An 18,261-nucleotide genomic window follows, 5' to 3' on the forward strand; every position below is an offset into this window, starting at 1 on the left:
AATCCACTGGTGACTATCATCGCGTCATGGCGCTGCGGAACGCGATCCTCGCGATGCTCTTGGAAGGCGAGTCCTCGGGCTACGACCTGGCGAAGAGCTTCAACGCGTCGGTCGCCAACTTCTGGACCGCGACACCCCAGCAGCTCTACCGGGAGCTGGACAAGATGGAGACGCGGGGCCTGGTCACGGCTCGGGTCGTCGAGCAGGAGAGACGGCCGAACAAGCGGCTGTTCTCCTTGACCGACGCCGGCGCGGCCGAACTCGCCGATTTCACCACGCGGGCACCGAAGCCGACCGCGATCCGCGACGAACTGCTGGTGCAGGTCCAGGCGGCCGAGGCGGGCGACGACGAGGCGATCCGGCGGGCCGTCGCGGACAGGATGGCCACCGCCGAAACCAAACTCAAACGGTTCGAACGCCTCCGTGACCGGCTTCTCGGGGAGGCCGTCGAGGCGGAGTTCCTCGCCACCTCACCCCGTGTCGGCCCGTATCTGACACTCGCTCGCGGCATCGCGTTCGAACAGGAGAACCTCCGCTGGTGCGGCCAGGTCCTCGACGTTCTCGCGCACCGCGCTACCGTGCGATCCGGAGGTGATCGGCATGGTTGAGCGAGGGCCGAGATTTCGTCAGGTGGTGCTGGACGGCACCGATGTCCGTGTGCTGGCGGAGTTCTACCGGCGTCTTCTGGTGTGGAACTACCGTCCCGGCGACGAGGACGAGGACGGCAAGGACTGGCTCGTGCTGAGGAACCCCGACGGTGGGACACAACTGGCCTTCCAGCAGGTCGATCGGCTGCCCGAGACGAGCTGGCCGGACTCCGAGCCGATACCCCAGCAGTTGCACCTGGATCTGACCGTCCACTCGATCGAGGAACTCGACGCGCAGCACGTCCGCGTCCTCGAATTCGGCGGGCGGCTCCTGCTCGACCGCAGCGACGACCCGGAAGAACCCTTGCGCGTCTACGCCGATCCTGCCGGGCATCCGTTCTGCGTCTTCGTCGCCTGAGGGCTCAGGCGCGGCAAAGCAGCGCGTCAGGGGTGCGGTTCGAGCCGACCCGGCCGGTGTACGCGACGCCCGCGACGTATTCGCCTGGCGCGCATTGGCCCTTGTAATGACCCGACGCGAAGTCACCGCCGGGATTTCCGGACGGCCGGTTGTCGCCGCGGTCGAACCAGACCGTCCGGCCGGTGCGGCCCAGCGGGGTGCCGGAGCGGCCGCACAGCAGCGCCGAGAACGCCGAGCCGGTGACGCTGTAGCCGACAGCCGCGTGCTCCGGTGGGCATTGCACCTTGGTGTAGCCGGAGGCCCAGTCAGTGTCCACATAGGTCTCCCCGCGGACCACGGCGTACCCGGCCGGAACGGCGAGCGAACCGGTGCACAGACCTCGGTTGCCGGTATGGGAAAGGCCGGTGAGCCGCTGACCGTCCGGGCAGGAACCCTTGCGCGCGCCCGGATTCCAGTCCGCCATCGCGCGGACCGAACGGGAGGCCTGGAAGTCGGCGTGATCGAGAGTGAGCATCGACCAGCGTTCGGCCGCCGGGATCGGGCCGGATCGGGACGGCGAATCCACCAGGCGCCGCCAAGCGGGACCACGCCAGTCCGTGCCGTCGAGCACGTCGACTCGGCGACCGGCGGCGTCCCACGAGAGCAACGACCATCCATTGCCCCCGCCGCCGTCGTGGAAGCCGACCGCGGGCCAGTAGGCGAAGTCGGTGTCGGTCTCGGCGAGATAGCCGACGAAGTTCTCGAACCAGGCGCGGCTCGCCGGATCGGTGGTGTGCTTGCCCTCGCCGAATTCGCTGATCCAGAGCGGCGCGGTGTAGTGCTTGCCGGTCTCCGCCGAGACGAAGAAGGCTTGCCGGTGAAGGACATCGCGTAGTTCCTGGGGCGAAAGGTCCCGGTAGCGCGGATCATGGGTCTCACCGGTGCCGGTCGCTCCCGAGTGGTTCGGACCGGTGTAGCCGTAGAAGTGCGCGGCGTAGACCAGTTTTCCGGAATCGACGAGCGTATGCGACAGCGTGCGCGCCGGTTCGAGTGTGGGCCGCCCGTGGGGGAGGCCGTCCACGGGCAGACCGGTCCAGTTGATCCCCTCGACGATGAGCAGCAGATCGGGATTGGCTTCGGTCAGGATGCGATCGGCCGCCTGCTGGCTCGCGCGCTGCCAGTCCGTGCCGTTGCCCCAGCCCCAATTGGGATCGTCGAAGACGTTGCGGCGGACCTCGTTGTACAGATCGGCGCCGACCACGCGCTTGTTCGCGGCGTAGCGGCGGGCCATGAACAGCCAGTCGTCCTGCCATTGCTGCTCGGACTGCGCGGTGTTCCAGCGCTCGTTGCCGTCGAGACCGCAGCACCAGCGCGAGGTCGTGGTGTGATTGTTGAGGATCACCGCGAACCCGCGCGCGGTCAGCCGGGCGACGACACGGTCGTAGACCTGCAACGGCGTCAGCCCGCGCAGATCCGGATTCGCCGGAAGATCGGGCACAGGGGCGGTGTCATGGATCATCGCGTTGGAGAAGGGGAGCCGGACGCTGTTCAGGCCCAGCCCGGCCAGCCCGTCGATGACGGCGTCGATCGATGCCCTGTCCAGCCCGAGCGGAGTCTGGTAGGCGATCTCACCGGCGTGATGGGTGGCAGGATCGTTCACGTCGCCGGATCCGGTCCACGTACCGCTCGCGCCGTGCCAGTTGGCGGCCTTCAGCTTGAAGCGATCGCCCGTCGCGTCGACGATGTAGCGGCCGCGGGTGCTCAGCGGCGCGGCCCAGGCCGACGGATCCGCTTCGGCACTGGCCGGTGCGGGAACCACGATGCCGAAGGTCACCAGCACGGCGAGCAGCACACTCTTGATCCTCACTCGCGGAGGCTAGCTATCCGCGAGGCCGGTTGTATACGGACGTTCGGGTAGCTTCCCGTCATGACCACCGCGCTGATCATCGGGGACCTCCAGCGAGGCATCACGGGCAACTACCCGTTCGCCAAGCAGGTACTGCCGCCGCTCACGGACCTGCTGCCCCGCGCCCGCGCGGCCGGTGCGCTCGTCGTGTTCGTCCACTTCGCGCTCCGGGGCAACGGCGCCGACTTGCCGCCGGGCAACGCGCTGTTCGAGTCGTTCCACGAAGCCGGAGACACCTTCCATGAGGGCTCTGCCGGAACCGAGATCGCTCTGCCGGTCGCTGACGAGGACGTCGTCGTGGTGAAACGCCGGGCCAGCGCGTTCGCCGGGACGGATCTCGATCTCGTGCTTCGTGCCCGGGGCGTCGACACCGTCGTGATCGCCGGAGTCGCGACCAGCGCGATGGTGGCCGCGACGGGCTACGACGCGGCGGACCGCGGCTACCACGTGACCGTGCTGCGCGATGGATGCGCCGACGGCGACACGGCGATCCACGACTTCTTCGTCGACGCGGTGTTCCCCAGCCGGGGATTCGAGGTCGTGTCCTGTGCGGACTGGGGATCGTCGTGATTCCGTCGGTGGTGTCGGCATGACGGAAACATCCGCTGGGATCGAACCCGATCGACGGTTTCGGTTGGAGACCTTGCGCGACCTCGTCCAGGTCGCCTGGCGGGAACACGAGGCGCGGAGTTGACCTGAGGGGCCCGCGTGACAGGTCCGGTCACGAGACGTATGGGAAACACAGGGGGCCGGCGTGCCGTCAGCCGGCGTCGGCCAACGCGGTCCGGGCGAGATCGCGCAGCCAGAGGTGCGCGCGGTCGGTGTCGTAGCGCTGGTGCCAGGACAGGAACACCGCGGCCGGCGGCAGTTCGAGGGGGAGCGGGAACACGGTCAGACCGAGGTCCGCGGCCGCCGAGCGGGCGGCGGATGCGGGCACCGTGGCGAGAAAGTCCCCGTCACGCACGAAAGTGAACGCAGCAGCCTCGGTGGGCGCGGACGCCACGACGTGCCGGGTGAGTCCGAGCTGGGCGAGAGCCTCGTCGAGCGTGTTCTCGAGCCTTCCGCGCCGCGAGACGGTGATGTGCTCGGCCGCCGCGTACCGCGCCGCGGTGACGGTTTCGCCGTGGGTGAGTGGGTGTCCCGGCCGCGCGACGACGACGTGGCGGGCCTCCGTCACCTTCTCCGCGCGGATGTCCGGCGTGGCCGGGCGGCTGGCGTTCGCCTCGAGGTCGACCTCGCCGCGGCGCAGCCCGGGGGTGTCTATGCTCGATTCCGCGATGAAGCGCAGTCGCACCCCCGGCGCCTGCTCGCGTACCGCCCTGAGCAGGGTGGGGCCCGCGAGGGCGACCAGGGAATCGTGCCAGCGGAGGGTGAAAGTGCGTTCCAGCGTCGTGAGGTCGAGTTCACGGCACGGCGCCAGTACGCCGCGGACCTCCTGGAGGAGCCCGTGCACCTGCTGCCGGACCGCGATCGCGTAGGGCGTCGGAGTCATCGTGCGCCCGGTGCGCACCAGGATCTGATCCCCGGTCGTGCGCCGGATCCGGCCGAGGCTCCGGCTCATCGCGGGCGCGGTGACGTGCAGGCGCTCGGCGGCCGCGGCCACGCTGCCTTCTTCGAGCAGGGCGTCGAGCGCCGACAGCAGATTCAGATCCAAGTGCATGAGAGTCATCTTATCCGTGCTTTACATGCACTTGCTGTTAATTGGATGCGCATCTAACTTCGTGAGTGAGGGCTGAACAGCCCCGAAATCCTTGGTCCAGATGGGAAACCGCCATGTCCGAAACAGATCTCCTCGCCCAGACGGCGATGGCCACCCGCGCGCCAGGCGCGGTCCTGCTCGAGCGTTTCGGGGAAGTGGTCCGCTACCGGACCCGCGACGAGCTGATGGACGCGCTCGCCGCCAACGACGACGCCGCCCTCGAAGTCCTGCGTCCCCGCCTCGCGAGCCTGCGCCCGGACGCCCGCTGGGTGGAAGAGGAACTCGACGGCGGGGCCTTGCCTCCCGGCGAGTGGTGGGTCGTCGATCCGGCCGAAGGCAACATCAACCACCTGCACGGCCTGCCGGAATGGGCCGTCACCGCCACTCTCGTGCGCGAGAACCAGCCGGTGCTCACCGCGGTCCACCTGCCCTTGACCGGCGAGACCTACACCGCGCTCGCGGGTTGCGGAGCCTGGCTCGACGGCGGGCCTCTTCGGGTGTCCGACACCGCGAACCTGGGCTTGAGCCTCGTGGCCACCAGCCAGGCCAGACCGGACGAGGACGAAGCCGTCGTGAGGCGCGTCGGCTCCTCGATCACCGCGATGCTGCGCGAAGCGCTCGTGGTGCGTACTTCCGTGCCCGCGACGCTGCACCTGCTGAACGTGGCCGCCGGCCGCGTCGACGCGTTCTGGCAGTTCGAAGGCGCCCGTGCCGACCTGCTGCCCGGGACGCTGCTCGTGACCGAGGCCGGCGGCCGGATCTCCGACGTCGAAGGCCGCCCCTGGACTCCGGCGAGCGGGAGTTTCCTGGCCGCCGCGCCCGGTGTGCACGCCGAAGCCGTCGCCGCGCTCTCCCGCTGAACGTCCACACCCGACAAGGAACCGGAGAGAAAGAGCCATGACCACGATCGCCGTACTCGGAAAAGGTCGCGTCGGCGGCAATCTCGCCGTCGCTCTCACCAAGGCGGGACACGAGGTGTGCGCGGCGGACAGTTCGCCGGGCGCCGCGGCCGAAGCCGCCCGCCAGGCGCGGATCGTCATCAACGCCACGCCGGGCGCGGGTTCGGTCGAGCGGCTGGCCGCCCTGCGGGAGCAACTGCGGGGCAAGATCCTCGTCGATGTCTCCAACGCCACCGCCGACGGACCGGACGGGCTGCCCGCCGGCTTGCTCTACCCCGGTTCGAGTCTCGCGGAGCACCTTCAAGACGCGCTTCCCGACACCAGCGTCGTCAAGAGTCTCAACACGATGCTGTATCCGGTGATGACCGCGCCCGCCTCGCTGACCCAGCCGCCCACCGCTTTCCTTTCCGGCCAGGACCCACAGGCCAAACAAGCCGTCCATCAGCTTCTCGCCGACCTCGGCTGGCGTCCGGAATGGATCACCGACCTCGGCGGAATCGAAACCGCGCGAGCCGCCGAGGCCGCGATCCTGTTCGTCCCGCATGTCATCCGGGCCGCCGGTTTCACGCCTTTCGCCATCTCGGTGGTCCGATGACGACAGTTCCCCATTGACTTGAATTGCGTTTCGGAATTCCCGCGCGTTCTCTTCGCGCCCACGGTGGTACCTTCGACCCAGGAATCGGCATAGTGGCCGTGAGGGGACAGGTACAGATGGAGCGCCGGCAGCAGGCGGTACATCGGACGATTGTCATAGTGGATGTCGAGGCGTTCACGGATTCGCGCAGGACGACGCCGCATCAACTCGTTGTCCGCGAAGCCTTGTACAGCGCCTTGTCCCAGGGTTTCGAGGTGGCGGGTGCGCCGTGGTCGGACTGTCATCACGAAGACCGGGGCGACGGGGTTTTCGTGCTCGCACCGGCGCATATTCCGAAGGCGCCATTCATCGAGCTGCTTCCGAATGCGCTGGCGGCGAGACTGACGCTGCACAACGCCGCGCATCCGGCCGAACAACGGATCAGGTTGCGTATGGCGTTGCACGCCGGAGAAATAGTCTATGACGATCATGGTGCGACTGCGAAATCGGTCAATTTCACGTTCCGCTTGCTCGAGGCGGCCTCGCTGAGAACCGCGCTCGCCCGATCCGAGGGCGTGCTCGCGGTGATCGTGTCGAAGTGGTTCTTCGACGAAGTGGTGCGCAACAGCGAAGAGATCGATCCTGCCACGTTCCGGCCGGCCCGTGTCCAGGTGAAGGACACGTCGGCGATCGGCTGGATCTGGCTGCCGGACCATCAGTATCCGGCCGACCTCACGTATCTCGCGTCTTCGCGCGGCCGCGCCGAGCCGGAAGTGCGGCAGTTGCCCGCGGCGCCGCGGTCGTTCACCGGCCGCGCGGACGAGCTGGCCGTCCTCACCTCGGTACTGGAAGACGCGGCGGAAGAAGCCAGGACGATCGTGATCTCCGCGATCTTCGGCACCGGTGGGGTCGGCAAGACCTGGCTCGCCCTGCACTGGGCGTACCAGCATCTCGACCTCTTCCCGGACGGTCAGCTCTTCGTCGACCTTCGAGGGTTCGCGCCGGAGGGGCAGCCCCTGTCGCCGAGCGTCGTGGTGCAAGGCTTTCTGGACACGTTCGGCGTCGACCCCGCGAGGGTGCCCGCCGAACTGGAGGCGCAGTCCGCGTTGTACCGGAGCATCCTGGCGGACAAGAGGCTGTTGATCGTGCTGGATAACGCCCGCGACACCAAACAAGTGATCCCGCTGCTGCCCGCCAGTCCCGGCTGCACGGTGGTGATCACCAGCCGTGACAGGCTGGCGGGCCTCGTCACCGCCCACGGTGCCCGCCCGATCCCCGTGGACGTCTTTTCCGACTCCGAGGCGCGGGAGATGCTCGCCACGCGACTGGGTGCTGGCAGGCTGAACGCCGAACCCGGCGCTGTCGACGAGCTCCTGTCCTGCTGCGGTGGATTCCCCTTGGCGCTGAGCATCGTCGCAGGCCGCGCTGAGGCACACCGAGACTTCCCCACTCGTGGTCGTCATCGAGGCTGTGCAACTGCTCCACGAAGAGCTCGGCTGTTGTCTGTTCCGCCCTGACGTGAGCTGTCGTGAAGTCTTCGGAACTCATGGACACGGCGAAAAGATAGGCGCGCAGCCAAGAGTGGCCTGCTGCGGACGCCGCGGCGACCGCGATGTCGTTCACCCACTGCGGATCTGCGCTGCACCACCGGGTGTTCTCCCGATTGCGGAGGACGTGCTCTACGAAAAGTGCGATGTCGACAGTGTCGAAGAAATCAGGACTGTCGAGGTCCACGTGCGGCCCGTTGAAGCCAGGCGGTGTGGTGCTGCTCGCCAGCACCAACCGAATGTTGCTGAGCGCCGACAACGGCATCAGAAGTTCCGCGTAGAGTGCGGCCTCGTCCGCGCTCGCGTCGATGGAGTCGAAGCAGATGTTCAGCTTGGCTGAGCGGGCCTCCAGCGCGTCGAGGAGCCCGCGTACGTCATCCCACTGTGTTCCAGTGTTCAGGTGCGAGGCCAGTTTGTGGATGACGACGTCGACGGTCATTCCGCGTACGTCCAACAGCAGGTCGATACAGTTGATGGGCGCAACTGCGGGCGCTGGCGCAACTGCCGGTAGTGAGTCGCCTTGTGAAGAGGTGTGGATCCAGTCGAGTACCACCGACTTGCCGGCTCCCGCCGTTCCGGTCAGTGCCAGGGCTCCGGTCCCATTGTCATCGACGAGGTGGGCGATCACCGCGTCTACCGCTCGCCGGCGGCCGCAGAAAGCCCATCCGCTCGTGCCGTTGGCTTCTCGCGGTCGGCGGATTCTCCGGGGGAGGTACCAGGCATTGAGAAAGGCTTGGGTCCCTGATCGGGGAGGGATGATTTCCGGTCGCGGTGGTTGTCCCTCGTCCCCCTGCAGCGTCATCATTCGGTCGACGAGCGCTTTGGAGAGCACTTCGATCGAAAGAAACTTTTCGGTTTCGCCGCCTCGCGCGGTACGGACCGCACCTGCGAACGAGTCAGCGAAGTGGAGCTGGTGGGCGCTGCGAAGGCGGTCGATGGAGCTGAACGCAGTGAACACTGGCATAGCTTCACCGCTGGAGCGCGCTCGGGCTTGGAGCTCGTCGAAACGCGCCACCGCCAGCCCAGACTGGCAGGTATCGAGGAGGATGACCACCTCCCGTGGGCGTCGTTCTACCCCTTTGAGCAAGGTGAAGAGCTCGTTTATCGACAAGTGGGTATGGACTTCGCCTTCCTCGCTGTCGTGGGCTGCGAGGACGAGCTCACCCTCACTCAGTTCTCTTGCGTGCCCGGAGTAGTAGACGATCAGTAGGTCCGGAACTTGCTCGCCGTCGCCTCGCAGAGCGTGCTCGAAATTGCGTCGAACCTCGTCCACCGTGGGGTTCAAGCAGGAACCCGGGTGGATGGTGCAGGCAGCCGATTCCACCAGTACGGCCTTCATCATCCGCAGTTCATCCGGCACGCGCTGTAGCGTGCGATAGCCGGCCTCGAACGTGCTTGTTCCCATGACCAACGCCGTCCTCAAGGCGTAGTCGGTTCGAGTCACGATTTGTCCTCGTGGGAAAGCGCTTGATCCACAGCTTCGGCGAGTTCGGCTGTGGTGATGTACCGCAGCACCGAGTGACTGCCGAGGACGTATCGCTGCGGGTTGAAGACGGGCGTGTTGACGACAAGCTGGTCCTCCACGATGTCCCCGAAGGCCGGTTTGAGCTCCTTCACCAGAGCTATCGGGTCGTCGCTGGCAGCTACGTTGACCCAGCGGCGAACTTTGGGCGTCGAGTCGCCTTCAGCTGCAGACGGCCTGGGAACCAGGCGTTCCTGAACTGCTTTGAGACCGAGAGGTGAGCCGAGCGTGACGAACGTTTCGATGTTCCAGTCCGGATGATCGCCGCACAGCGCTTCGTAGGCGACAACGGACCCGAGCGAGTGGGCGATGACGACGCGGGTGTCCGGCGTGACGACTCGGGCAAACCGCTGTTGTGCGCAACCACGCACAGAGTCTTCAGGGTCGAGGTAGCGACGAACCTGCCGCAGCAACCAGAGCACGAGTCGGGCAGGCGGACGCCCGAGACGTTCCGACTTCTCCAGCCTGCGGAGGGCTGATTGCATCAATCCTTTGCCATCCGGCGCCAGCGTGCTGACACCTGCGGCGAGCGTCTGCAGCAGCTCGACCTCTAATGGATCAGTGAGGTCCTGCACCTTCAAGTTCGGTATCTGCGCGAGCTCATCTCGATTGTCGGATCCCTTGCTGTTCTGGCTGCGATAGCAGTTGCCGTAAAATACCGTAGAGATGGCTTCTGACGAGGGGACAGGGAGGCAGGCGTCCGACATGCTGTCGTGCAGTGCCTTATACCAATCGCTGTACCCGGTTTCGCGGTGTTTAAATTGGTATCCTATTCCGTGACACATCACGATCTGAGACATTTGTTCCTCGTCAGCATGGATTTGTCTGCACGGGCAGACGGAACGGTATCCCGCCCACGCTCGCCCGCTGCGGCTGTCAGCCAATAGGTCGACCCGAGAGGCAGGTCTGTTACGCCTGCCTGGCGGTGGCCTGAAGGTCGACGGGGCGAGCGCGCGTCGCCCTCAACGGATGCGGACCGGCGAGTGAAGAGTCTCGAACGTGACGAGCTGTGTCTGCTAACGTGCGACGGGTTGCGGCACGCCGCGCCACTGTGGCTCGAGGGAAGGTCAAGTTGCGGCGGGCAGGAAGGACCAGGTGACCCGGGCATCGGTCGGCCCGTGGCTGGTCTACTGCCAAGGTTCACTTAGAATGCGGCGTCTACGGTCGACGGCGTCGACCGTAGACAACGGCAAAACTGCGCCCAGTTCATCGCTGGCACGGCCGATGTCGAGTTTCGCAGCCCGGTCCGGGGCGGCTCAAGCAATTCCGTGCCATCGCCACCCGCTTCGACAAATGCCGCCACCTCATATCTGGGCCTGATCGATCTGGCCAGTCTGTCCTCTGGCTTTGAGGACAGGCCTTAGCGCGTCCTGAAGCCAGCCAATCCGCGATGTCGTCGATGACGGCGGGGTCGACGTGGTGCGGTTTCTCGTAGTCGGCCGGTGTCGACGGTCCGGTGCCGGGGAAGAAGAGGTGGTCGTCGTCGGCGTGGACGTGGATCGTGACATCCGGGCGAGAGGAAAGGCCCGCCTGCCAGCGTGACAGGTCGTCCTCGACGGTCACCTGGTAGTCGCGACCGCCTTGGAGGATGAGCATGGGCCTGTCCAGCGCCGCCGCCGTCGCGACGGGGTCGTAGTCGCGGAGATCGAGCCAGTACGAAGCGGAAAAGCCGAAGGGCAGGTCTGCGGCCGGCGTGCCGGGGGAGAGGCCGGGGCTGTCGACGTTCGCCGCCTGGCGGGCGAACAGGTCTACGGCGTCTTGGCCGAGCAGTCCCGGAGCCACGGTCGCGAGGTGGCGGGCGACCCGGATCGCGGCGTGGTGCATCGGCTGGGTATCGCCCGCCAGGATGAGCAGACCCGCGACGGAGGGCTCGGCGGCGGCGACCCGTGGCGCGACCTTACCGCCCATGCTGTGGCCGAGGACGAAGACCCGAGCGTCGTCCACAGTGGACTCTTGGCGCAGCAGGCGGACGGCGGCCGCGGCATGCGGCACGTACTCGTCGGACATCGTGAAGCCGGGGGTGCTCGTCGCTTCGGGCCGGGTGTGGGTGATCTTGTCGAACCGCAGCGTCGCCACGCCTCGGCAGGCGAGACCCCAGGCCAGATCCTTGAGCGGCTTGTTCGGCCCGCTGGTCTCGTCGCGGTCGAAAGGGCCGCCCCCGGGGAGCAGGACCACGCCCGGCCGGCTGCCGGGACCCGACGGCACGGTCAAGGTTCCCGCCACGGCCGACGATCCGGCGTCGATCGTGACGTCGTGTTCGGTGAACGCGGCCGGATCCGCGTAGGGCGGAGGCGTCCACGCCGTGCTCGTCGCGGGCGCGAGCTGCAGACCCTGCAGCAGGCCGCCTTCGTCGATCGACATGAGCACCGTGAGGTCGCCGCGCTCGCAGTGCACGGGAACGCCGATTCGGACGAGGCCGGCGCCGGCGGGTTCGGTGTCCGGATCCCCGATTCCGGTGACGGGTCCGCGTTCGCCGAGCTTCGCCGTCCACGCGGCTTCGAGTGCGCCGGCCGGGACGGCCGCTCGCAACGGTGGCGCGAAAAGTGCCACGACCTCGTCGAAGTGTTCCTCGCGCAGCATTTCGACGATCGTCCTCGCGGTGGTGACGAGCGTGGGCCCCAGTTCCATCTCAGCTACCTTTCTCATGTTTTGCGAAAGGTAGCACATCGTGAGATCGTTGCGGGGTGAACGCGTGGGAACTCCTGGCACATCCGGTTCGCTTGCGCATCGTGCACGCGATGCGCGGGGGGCGGGTGCTCACGACCGCGCAGCTCTGCGCGCGCGTCCCCGACGCCTCGAAGGCGATGGTCTACCGGCATGTCGACCTGCTCGAAACGGGTGGCGTCCTGGAAGTGGCGGAGGAACGCCGGGTGCGAGGCGCTGTCGAGCGCGGTTACCGGCTCCGTCAGGATCGCGCGGCCATCGATCCCGGAGACATCGCCTCGGCGACCACCGAAGACTTCAAACGGAGTTTCGCCACCGCGCTGGCCGCCCTGGTGGCCGAGTTCAACGCCTACCTGGAGCGGGACGACGTCGATCCGATCGCGGATCTGGTCGGCTACCGCCAGCACGCCGTTTGGCTCTCTCGCGAGGAACTCCTCGAGTTGATCGGCGCGATGCAGAAGGCCATCGTGCCCGTCCTGGCCAACGAACCCGGGCCGGATCGCGCTCAATACCTGCTCAGCCCGATCCATTTCCCGATCGCGGAGGCGCACGACGATCCCGGGCCGGAGCACGGCGGATAGCGGGGGCCCGCGCCCTGGCGGACGGGGCCCCCACCGGTCTTCGCGATTGTGCGCCGTTCAGCAGGAAACCCGGGAAACGGGGCTGAAGAACGTCCGGTCGATCATCTTCGGCTCGCCGGTCTTGAAGACGACCACCACGCGCAGCGCGGTGTAGAGGTTGCCGCTGGCACACGGCCGCTTGATCTGCTCGCCGCCGCCCAGCGTCCCGAAATTGAACTGGTCGACGGTGTTGCCCAGCGGAGCGCTTTCGTTCACCCGGAAGATGGCGACGAAGCCGGCGATACCCGTGACTTCCTGATCGCAGCTGACCGAATAGTCGGCGGCGACCTCGGAGGTGCCGGCCTTGACCGGAGACGAGTAGTTCACCGTGCAGGTCGTGGCCGCGACGCCCGCCGTGCCCTGGGCGCTCTTCGCGATCCTTTGGGATATCAACTGCTTCGTGGCGCCGGACCCGAGGGCCGCACGGCTGTCCGCCTTCAGGACGGCGTCGGTGTCGACACGCGGCACCGATGCCGAAGCGGTGCCGGCCGTGAGCACGGCCATCGCGAGTATTGCTCCCAGTAGGGCCAGGATGTGTCTGAACATCCTGGTGGGCTGACTCTTTTTCATGTAGCTGCCTCCCTCGTTTTCACCTTCACGGCGATCCTGCCGTCCTGCGAACGACCGTGTCGTCGTCACATCTCACGAATCGCCGACGGCGGCGGCACGGTGATTTGTCACAGGTCACGAATGCCGATCTTCGTGGTCCAGTCAGTGCTCGAACGTGCTCGGCCCCAACCATGCGATCGGATCAACCTACGTCGATGTGTAGTGCACTACACTCAGGCTCATGGCGCAGAACACGTCTCTTCATGTGACCGACTTCCTCACCGCGCAGCAGCGCGTTGAGCTGGAAGGTCTCGCTGACGAGGTGACCTACCCGCCCGAACACACGATCTTCTGGGAGGGCGAACCTTCTCTCGCGGTGCTGATCATCCAGTCCGGCAACGTGAAGGTGACCCGGCAAGGCGCGGACGGCACGGAGATCATCTTCGCCATCCGCGGGGCGGACGAGGTGATGGGTGAGGAAGGCGTGCTGATGGACGAGGCACGTTCGGCCACGGTCAGCACGATCACCACGGTGTCCGGGCTGATCCTGCGCGCGGACGAACTGCTGCGGTTCGTCCGCGAACAGGACCTCTGGCCCGCGATGTACCGGGCGACCGTCCGCCGCCGTCGTCAGCTGGAGGAGCGGCTGATGCTGGCCCGGCTGGACGTTCGCAGCAGGCTGGCGCGGTGGTTGCTGGAGCTGGCCACCGAGGTGGGTGAAGACACCGAGGCGGGCTGGGTGATCGAGTCGACGTTGTCACAACAAGACCTCGCCGCCCGAATCGGCGCTTCCCGCGATGGCGTGGCGATCGAGCTGCGGAAGTTGCGGGAGCGGGGACTCGTCACCACCGGGCGGCGGCGGATCGTCCTGCACGACCTGGCCGCGCTGCGAGCGATCGTGGCCGGCTGACGGAGAGGAAACCGAAGGGTGACGAATTTGGCCGAGGATCTGGGGCCCTTCCAGGATTTCTGGAACGCCTGGAACGAAGTGCACGACGAGATTCGCGGCAAGGACTTCGAGCACTTTCCCCGCGCGGTGGAGATCCAGTTCGAGGAAATGCGCGAACACCTCGACAACGGTGACCGTCGAGCGGCCGCGCGCGAAGTGACGGACGTGATCAGCATCGCCCTCAACACCATGCGCTGGCTGGGCTACGGGCCTGCGGAAATAGCTCAGATCGCTCGTGATCGGGCCGGGGAACGGATGCGTGGCCAAACCCCGTCGATCCTCGAGAAGTACCAACGCGAATACGACATCTGACGTCGCGGGCGGCGCAGGAGGAACTCATGTCGAGCACGTCGTTCCGGGCCGGTGGCTGGAATCCGGCACGCACCGAGCCCCCGTCCGTGCTGCTGATCAGCGACGAGTGGTCACCGACACGCGGTGGGATCTCCCAGTTCAACAGGCGCCTGGCGATCACGTTCGCGGCAGAGGGCTACCGGACCGCCTGCTTGGTCAAGGCTGTGTCGGCGATGGAGCGTGCCGACGCGGACGAGCACGACGTCCGGCTGTTCACCGCACCCGCGACGCCCGACGGACCGGCGCTGTCCGTCCCGTCTTCGGAGGTGATCGCCTGGCGCCCGGACGTGGTGATCGGACACGACGTCGTCAGCGGATCGGTCGCCTGGACGTACACCGAGTACTACGTCCCGGCCGCGGCGCTGGTGCACGTCATGCACACGTCTCCGTCGCAGAACGAGTCCTACAAACCGTACCCGGACCAGGCCCGGCGGACCTCCGATCACGAGCGGCGGATGCGGGAGATCGCCGCCGACGCCGCCGTTGTCGCCGCCGTGGGGCCGCTGCTGCGCAACCGTGCGGAGGCGATCCTGGGCAGTGGCGACGTGCTGCAACTCGACCCGGGCATCGACATCCCCGACGATCCGCGCTGGCTGCGCCGAAGCCCGCCGTCCAACTCGATCGTGCTCATGGTGTGCCGCACCAAGCACATCGAGCCGAAGGGTTTGGACATCGCGGCGAGTGCCATCGCCGGAATGCGGTTCCCGCATCATCAACCGCCCCCGGAACTACGGATTCGCGGCGCGCACGGCGAACGTTGTGACTCACTCAAAAACGACCTGGTCACCCGGTTCGGTATCGCCCGCGACCGGATCGATGTGCGCGAATACGACGCGGCTCCCGCCGCCATCGCACACGACCTCGGCCATGCGGCGCTGTTCCTCATGCCGTCGCGGGCCGAGGGTTTCGGTCTCGCGGCCCTGGAAGCGATCGGTCTCGGCACCCCGGTGCTCATCAGCAGCCGCAGCGGACTCGCGCAGATGCTACGCGACAACTGTCCCGAGTTCGCCGAGCCGATGATCGTCCCCGTCGTGGACAATCTGGAGCAGGACATCCGTGCCTGGCGGGACGCCATCGAGCGCAAGATGGACAACCTGGACGGCGCGTTCGACTACGCGCGCGAGATGCAGCGTCGTCTCGCCGTCCGGTTCAGCTGGAGCGCGACGGTCAGCACGTTGGTGTCTCGCCTGCCGGTGCCCGCGTACCGTCGGCCGAAGCCATGAGCGTCCTGAGCCGGACCTCGACGCGCTCGGCGGCCGGATGCCGGATTTCCCGGTACGTCGCGAGCGCTTCGCGCAGCGACCTTTCGCGATCATCGTCGTCCGGATACACCTCGGCGAGCTTCTCCGCCGAGACGGCGCGCCAGTACCGGTCGCCGAGCCGCCGGTCGAGCGAATGGGAACGCCGGTAGTACTCGACAGCCTCGGCGGGGCGGTCCAGGGCACGTTCGATGTCGCCCAGAACGATCAGGACGTAGGCCTGCCCCTCGACGTGCCCGATCGCTGTGTACAGCTCGAACGCCCGGGTACCGAGCGGGCGCGCTTCGTCGTCGCGATGCACCGCGGCAAGCTGGCCTGCCATCGCCGCCAAGGCGTCGGCGTGACCGAGCCGATCATGGCGGCCTCGAATCAGCTCCCACGCCCTTTCCGCGTGTTTCAGCGCTTCGACGTGACAGCTCCGAGCGCTGAGGACCCTCACGCAGGCCAAGTGGGTCTTGAATTCGCTGATCTCGTCGCCGAGTTCCTCGCACAGTTCCGCGGCCCTGCTCAGCAGCCGGACGGCTTCGTCCAACTCGCCGAGGCGTGCGACGGCTGTCGCCAGGTTGCGGCTGCTCGTGGCTTCGCCGAGCCGGTCATCCGTTCGGATCGTCGCGGCCAGCGCGGCGCGATGGACGGCGGCCCGCTCGGACCACCGGCCCGTGCGGCGGAGGAATGTGGTGCACGCCCAGGCCAGCCGCCAGGCGTGACCGGTCAGGTCGTGGTCGGCCGCGAATCCGACAAGAGTCAGGAGCGTGGGGTGCTCGAGAGTGAACCAGTCCATGGCGTCGTCGACGTCGCCGATCTCGGCTTGGTCGAGCGGAGGTCTCCCGACGAGCGCGTCACGACCGTAACGATGAGGCAGGATGTGTCGTTCGGCCAGGAGCGCCGTATCCAGATAATGCGCCACGAGCCGGGCCGCCGCGGCGGCCCGCTCCGGATCGGCCGCGGCCAGCTCCGTGGCATAGGCACGCAGCAAGTCGTGCAGGCGAAACCGCCCCGGCCGGTATTCGGTCAGAAGGTGGGCGCTGGTCAGCTTGCGAAGTGCGGCAGGCGCGTTGTCGTCGGCCAGCGCCCGGCAGGCGGCGAGGCCGATGTCTGCGCCGGGGTGCATGCCGAGAAGACGAAACAGGCGTGCGGCCGTAGGGGGCAGTTCGGAGTACGACCAGGAGAAGACCGCCCGCAGGTTCAGGTCCGGCTCCCCGAGGTCCAGCGCGTCCAACCGGTGGCGCTCGTCGCGCAGTTCCCCGAGCAGCTCTCGCAGGGACAGCGGGGACTGGTTCGCCGCACGTGCGGCGGCCACGCTCAACGCCAGTGGCAGGTGCGCGCACAGACGTACGAGCTCCGCGGCGGATCCGGGATCCTCCTCGAGACGGGTACGGTCGATCCGCTCGGCGATCAACGCGAGCGCGTCCGCGTCGGACAGTACGTCGAGCGCGATTCGGTGGGCACCCTCCCGCACCAGCAAACCGTCCAGCCGGTTTCGGCTCGTGACCACGGCGACGGAGATCGGGCTCGCGGGCAGCAACGGGCGTACGTGATCGCTCGATCGCGCGTTGTCGAGGACCACGAGCATGCGGCGCTCGGCGAGCATGCTGCGGTACAGCGCGGACTTGGCGTCGCGCCCGGCCGGAATCGCCTGGGGGTGCACTCCGAGCGTCTGGAGGAAACCGTCCAGCACCTGGCTGGTGTCCAAGGGATCCTGCTCGTCGAATCCACGGAGGTTGACGTGCAGTTCGCCGTCCGGGAACCGGTCGCGCACCTGATGTGCCCAAGTCATCGCCAGCGCGGTCTTCCCGATACCGGCGGTGCCGTCGATCGCGGCGATGACGGCCCCCGCCCGCGGCTGGGTCAGCAGTTCGGTCAGCTGCGCGAGTTCGGTGTCGCGCCCGACGAACTGCCGGGTGCTCGGGGGGAGCTGGTGGGGTGCGGGCAAGCGGGCCATCGGCGGTGGCTCGTCCACGAGCGAGAGCTTTCCGTCCACGAGCCGTACCCAAGCGGTGGTGTCGGTTTCCTTGGCGGTGACATGGACTCGGCGGTAGGTGTCCCGCTCGGCTGTCGCGCTGTGCCAGATCACCTCGTCGAAGAACCACGCGGACGTGATCATGCTCAGCAGCCCGCCGGACCGGGCATGTGCCGCCGTGAACACGGGCGCGTCGAGGAGCCGGAACGCGAGGTTCACCGCGCGGCCCACCACTCCGTGGTCGTCGTAGTGGATTTCCCCGGCGTGCAGTGCGAGCCGCAGGCGGATGTGTTCCTCGGGTGGATGTCCGGCGTTGTGCTCCCGTAGTGCGCCGACGAGCGGTGTCGGCAGTTTCTCGACGAGCGTGCCCTTCGCCACCGTGGGCGGCAGGATCACCATCACCCCGTCGCCGCGGTCCTCGTGGTCGCATTCGGTCCACGGGACTTCGGATTCCGCAAAGGCCCGCTCCAAGACGCCGTACAGTCCGCGTCGCACCGTGAGCTGATGCAGATTCGTGCGCCGCCGGTCCCCGAAGGCGGACACGTCCACGACAAGCACTGTCCGGTGCACAGCCGCGGGGAAAGCCACGTTTCCATCAAGCCAGTTCGGGAAGTCGTCTGCAAGGAAGAACGGGCATCGGGTTTTGGTGATCCTTTCCGGCGAAGTCCGCCGATCAATTGCGGTGTTGGCGTCGAGATTCGATTCGCAACCGTTGCGCGTCTGGTGTATCGTCTTGAATCGCTTGTGCTTCGAAAAAGACCCATCTGTGAACGAGGGT

16 protein-coding genes and 1 pseudogene are annotated in these 18,261 nt (G+C 67.2%); 10 read left to right on the plus strand and 7 right to left on the minus strand.

Annotation, left to right across the window (positions count from 1 at the left end; translation table 11 throughout):
* The first annotated feature begins 26 nt into the window (after positions 1-26).
* Both HDA45_RS37545 and HDA45_RS37550 read left to right on the plus strand, forming a co-directional pair.
* Positions 27-608 (plus strand): PadR family transcriptional regulator, encoded by a 582-nt coding sequence (locus HDA45_RS37545; protein ID WP_184903549.1) that lies wholly within the window; start codon positions 27-29, stop codon positions 606-608.
* The gene (locus HDA45_RS37550; protein ID WP_184903551.1) at positions 601-1,005 is read left to right on the plus strand and encodes a VOC family protein; all 405 of its coding nucleotides are present in this window, start codon (positions 601-603) and stop codon (positions 1,003-1,005) included. The genes HDA45_RS37545 and HDA45_RS37550 overlap by 8 nt, the downstream gene beginning before the upstream one ends.
* Before the next feature lie 4 nt (positions 1,006-1,009).
* Here the strand turns inward: HDA45_RS37550 and HDA45_RS37555 are convergent, their stop codons facing one another.
* Positions 1,010-2,851 carry a glycoside hydrolase family 5 protein gene (locus tag HDA45_RS37555; protein ID WP_343072234.1) on the minus strand — a complete coding sequence of 614 codons (1,842 nt, stop codon included), beginning with the start codon at positions 2,849-2,851 and terminating at the stop codon, positions 1,010-1,012.
* 60 nt (positions 2,852-2,911) lie between these two features.
* On the opposite strand from HDA45_RS37555, the gene HDA45_RS37560 reads away from it, so the two are divergent.
* Complete coding sequence (locus HDA45_RS37560) at positions 2,912-3,460, plus strand: cysteine hydrolase family protein (protein WP_184903554.1); 549 nt, start codon at positions 2,912-2,914, stop codon at positions 3,458-3,460.
* A 190-nt stretch (positions 3,461-3,650) separates the two neighbouring features.
* Here HDA45_RS37560 and HDA45_RS37565 read toward each other — a convergent pair whose 3' ends face one another.
* The gene (locus HDA45_RS37565) at positions 3,651-4,550 is read right to left on the minus strand and encodes a LysR family transcriptional regulator (protein WP_184903556.1); all 900 of its coding nucleotides are present in this window, start codon (positions 4,548-4,550) and stop codon (positions 3,651-3,653) included.
* Between the two features lie 113 nt (positions 4,551-4,663).
* Here HDA45_RS37565 and HDA45_RS37570 point away from each other — a divergent pair, with 113 nt between their 5' ends.
* The 3 genes from HDA45_RS37570 to HDA45_RS37580 all read left to right on the plus strand — a co-directional run bounded on the left by HDA45_RS37570 (position 4,664) and on the right by HDA45_RS37580 (position 7,579).
* A complete protein-coding gene (locus HDA45_RS37570; RefSeq protein WP_184903558.1) occupies positions 4,664-5,449 on the plus strand; it encodes an inositol monophosphatase family protein in 786 nt (261 codons plus the stop codon).
* Positions 5,450-5,486: 37 nt separating this feature from the next.
* On the plus strand, positions 5,487-6,083 hold the full coding sequence (locus HDA45_RS37575) for an NADPH-dependent F420 reductase (protein WP_184903560.1): 597 nt from the start codon (positions 5,487-5,489) through the stop codon (positions 6,081-6,083).
* A 158-nt stretch (positions 6,084-6,241) separates the two neighbouring features.
* Complete coding sequence (locus HDA45_RS37580; RefSeq protein WP_343072235.1) at positions 6,242-7,579, plus strand: NB-ARC domain-containing protein; 1,338 nt, start codon at positions 6,242-6,244, stop codon at positions 7,577-7,579.
* 1,027 nt (positions 7,580-8,606) lie between these two features.
* On the opposite strand, the pseudogene HDA45_RS43300 reads toward HDA45_RS37580, so the two are convergent.
* From HDA45_RS43300 to HDA45_RS37595, 3 genes and pseudogenes are all read right to left on the minus strand, one after another.
* A pseudogene (locus HDA45_RS43300) lies at positions 8,607-9,014 on the minus strand (caspase family protein); the annotation flags it as partial.
* A gap of 35 nt (positions 9,015-9,049) precedes the next feature.
* A complete protein-coding gene (locus HDA45_RS37590) occupies positions 9,050-9,931 on the minus strand; it encodes a hypothetical protein (RefSeq protein WP_184903564.1) in 882 nt (293 codons plus the stop codon).
* Positions 9,932-10,337: 406 nt separating this feature from the next.
* Positions 10,338-11,759 carry an alpha/beta hydrolase gene (locus HDA45_RS37595; protein ID WP_184903566.1) on the minus strand — a complete coding sequence of 474 codons (1,422 nt, stop codon included), beginning with the start codon at positions 11,757-11,759 and terminating at the stop codon, positions 10,338-10,340.
* Between the two features lie 56 nt (positions 11,760-11,815).
* On the opposite strand from HDA45_RS37595, the gene HDA45_RS37600 reads away from it, so the two are divergent.
* Positions 11,816-12,376: a helix-turn-helix domain-containing protein gene (locus HDA45_RS37600; protein ID WP_184903568.1), complete on the plus strand. Its 561-nt coding sequence runs from the start codon at positions 11,816-11,818 to the stop codon at positions 12,374-12,376.
* Between the two features lie 57 nt (positions 12,377-12,433).
* Here HDA45_RS37600 and HDA45_RS37605 read toward each other — a convergent pair whose 3' ends face one another.
* Positions 12,434-12,961 (minus strand): hypothetical protein, encoded by a 528-nt coding sequence (locus HDA45_RS37605; protein ID WP_184903570.1) that lies wholly within the window; start codon positions 12,959-12,961, stop codon positions 12,434-12,436.
* Positions 12,962-13,205: 244 nt separating this feature from the next.
* Here HDA45_RS37605 and HDA45_RS37610 point away from each other — a divergent pair, with 244 nt between their 5' ends.
* Genes HDA45_RS37610 through HDA45_RS37620 form a run of 3 tightly spaced genes read left to right on the plus strand, consistent with a single transcriptional unit; the run spans position 13,206 to position 15,487 of the window.
* Positions 13,206-13,874, plus strand: coding sequence for a Crp/Fnr family transcriptional regulator (locus HDA45_RS37610; protein ID WP_184903572.1), 669 nt, complete (start codon positions 13,206-13,208; stop codon positions 13,872-13,874).
* Positions 13,875-13,892: 18 nt separating this feature from the next.
* The gene (locus tag HDA45_RS37615) at positions 13,893-14,225 is read left to right on the plus strand and encodes a hypothetical protein (protein WP_184903574.1); all 333 of its coding nucleotides are present in this window, start codon (positions 13,893-13,895) and stop codon (positions 14,223-14,225) included.
* 26 nt (positions 14,226-14,251) lie between these two features.
* Positions 14,252-15,487, plus strand: coding sequence for a glycosyltransferase family 4 protein (locus HDA45_RS37620; RefSeq protein WP_184903576.1), 1,236 nt, complete (start codon positions 14,252-14,254; stop codon positions 15,485-15,487).
* On the opposite strand, the gene HDA45_RS37625 is transcribed toward HDA45_RS37620, so the two are convergent.
* Positions 15,432-18,032, minus strand: a complete 2,601-nt coding sequence (locus tag HDA45_RS37625) for an NB-ARC domain-containing protein (RefSeq protein ID WP_184903578.1) — start codon at positions 18,030-18,032, stop codon at positions 15,432-15,434. The genes HDA45_RS37620 and HDA45_RS37625 overlap by 56 nt on opposite strands.
* Positions 18,033-18,261: the final 229 nt, after the last annotated feature.

Origin of the sequence: Amycolatopsis umgeniensis, assembly GCF_014205155.1 — a bacterium.
Lineage (GTDB): Bacteria > Actinomycetota > Actinomycetes > Mycobacteriales > Pseudonocardiaceae > Amycolatopsis > Amycolatopsis umgeniensis.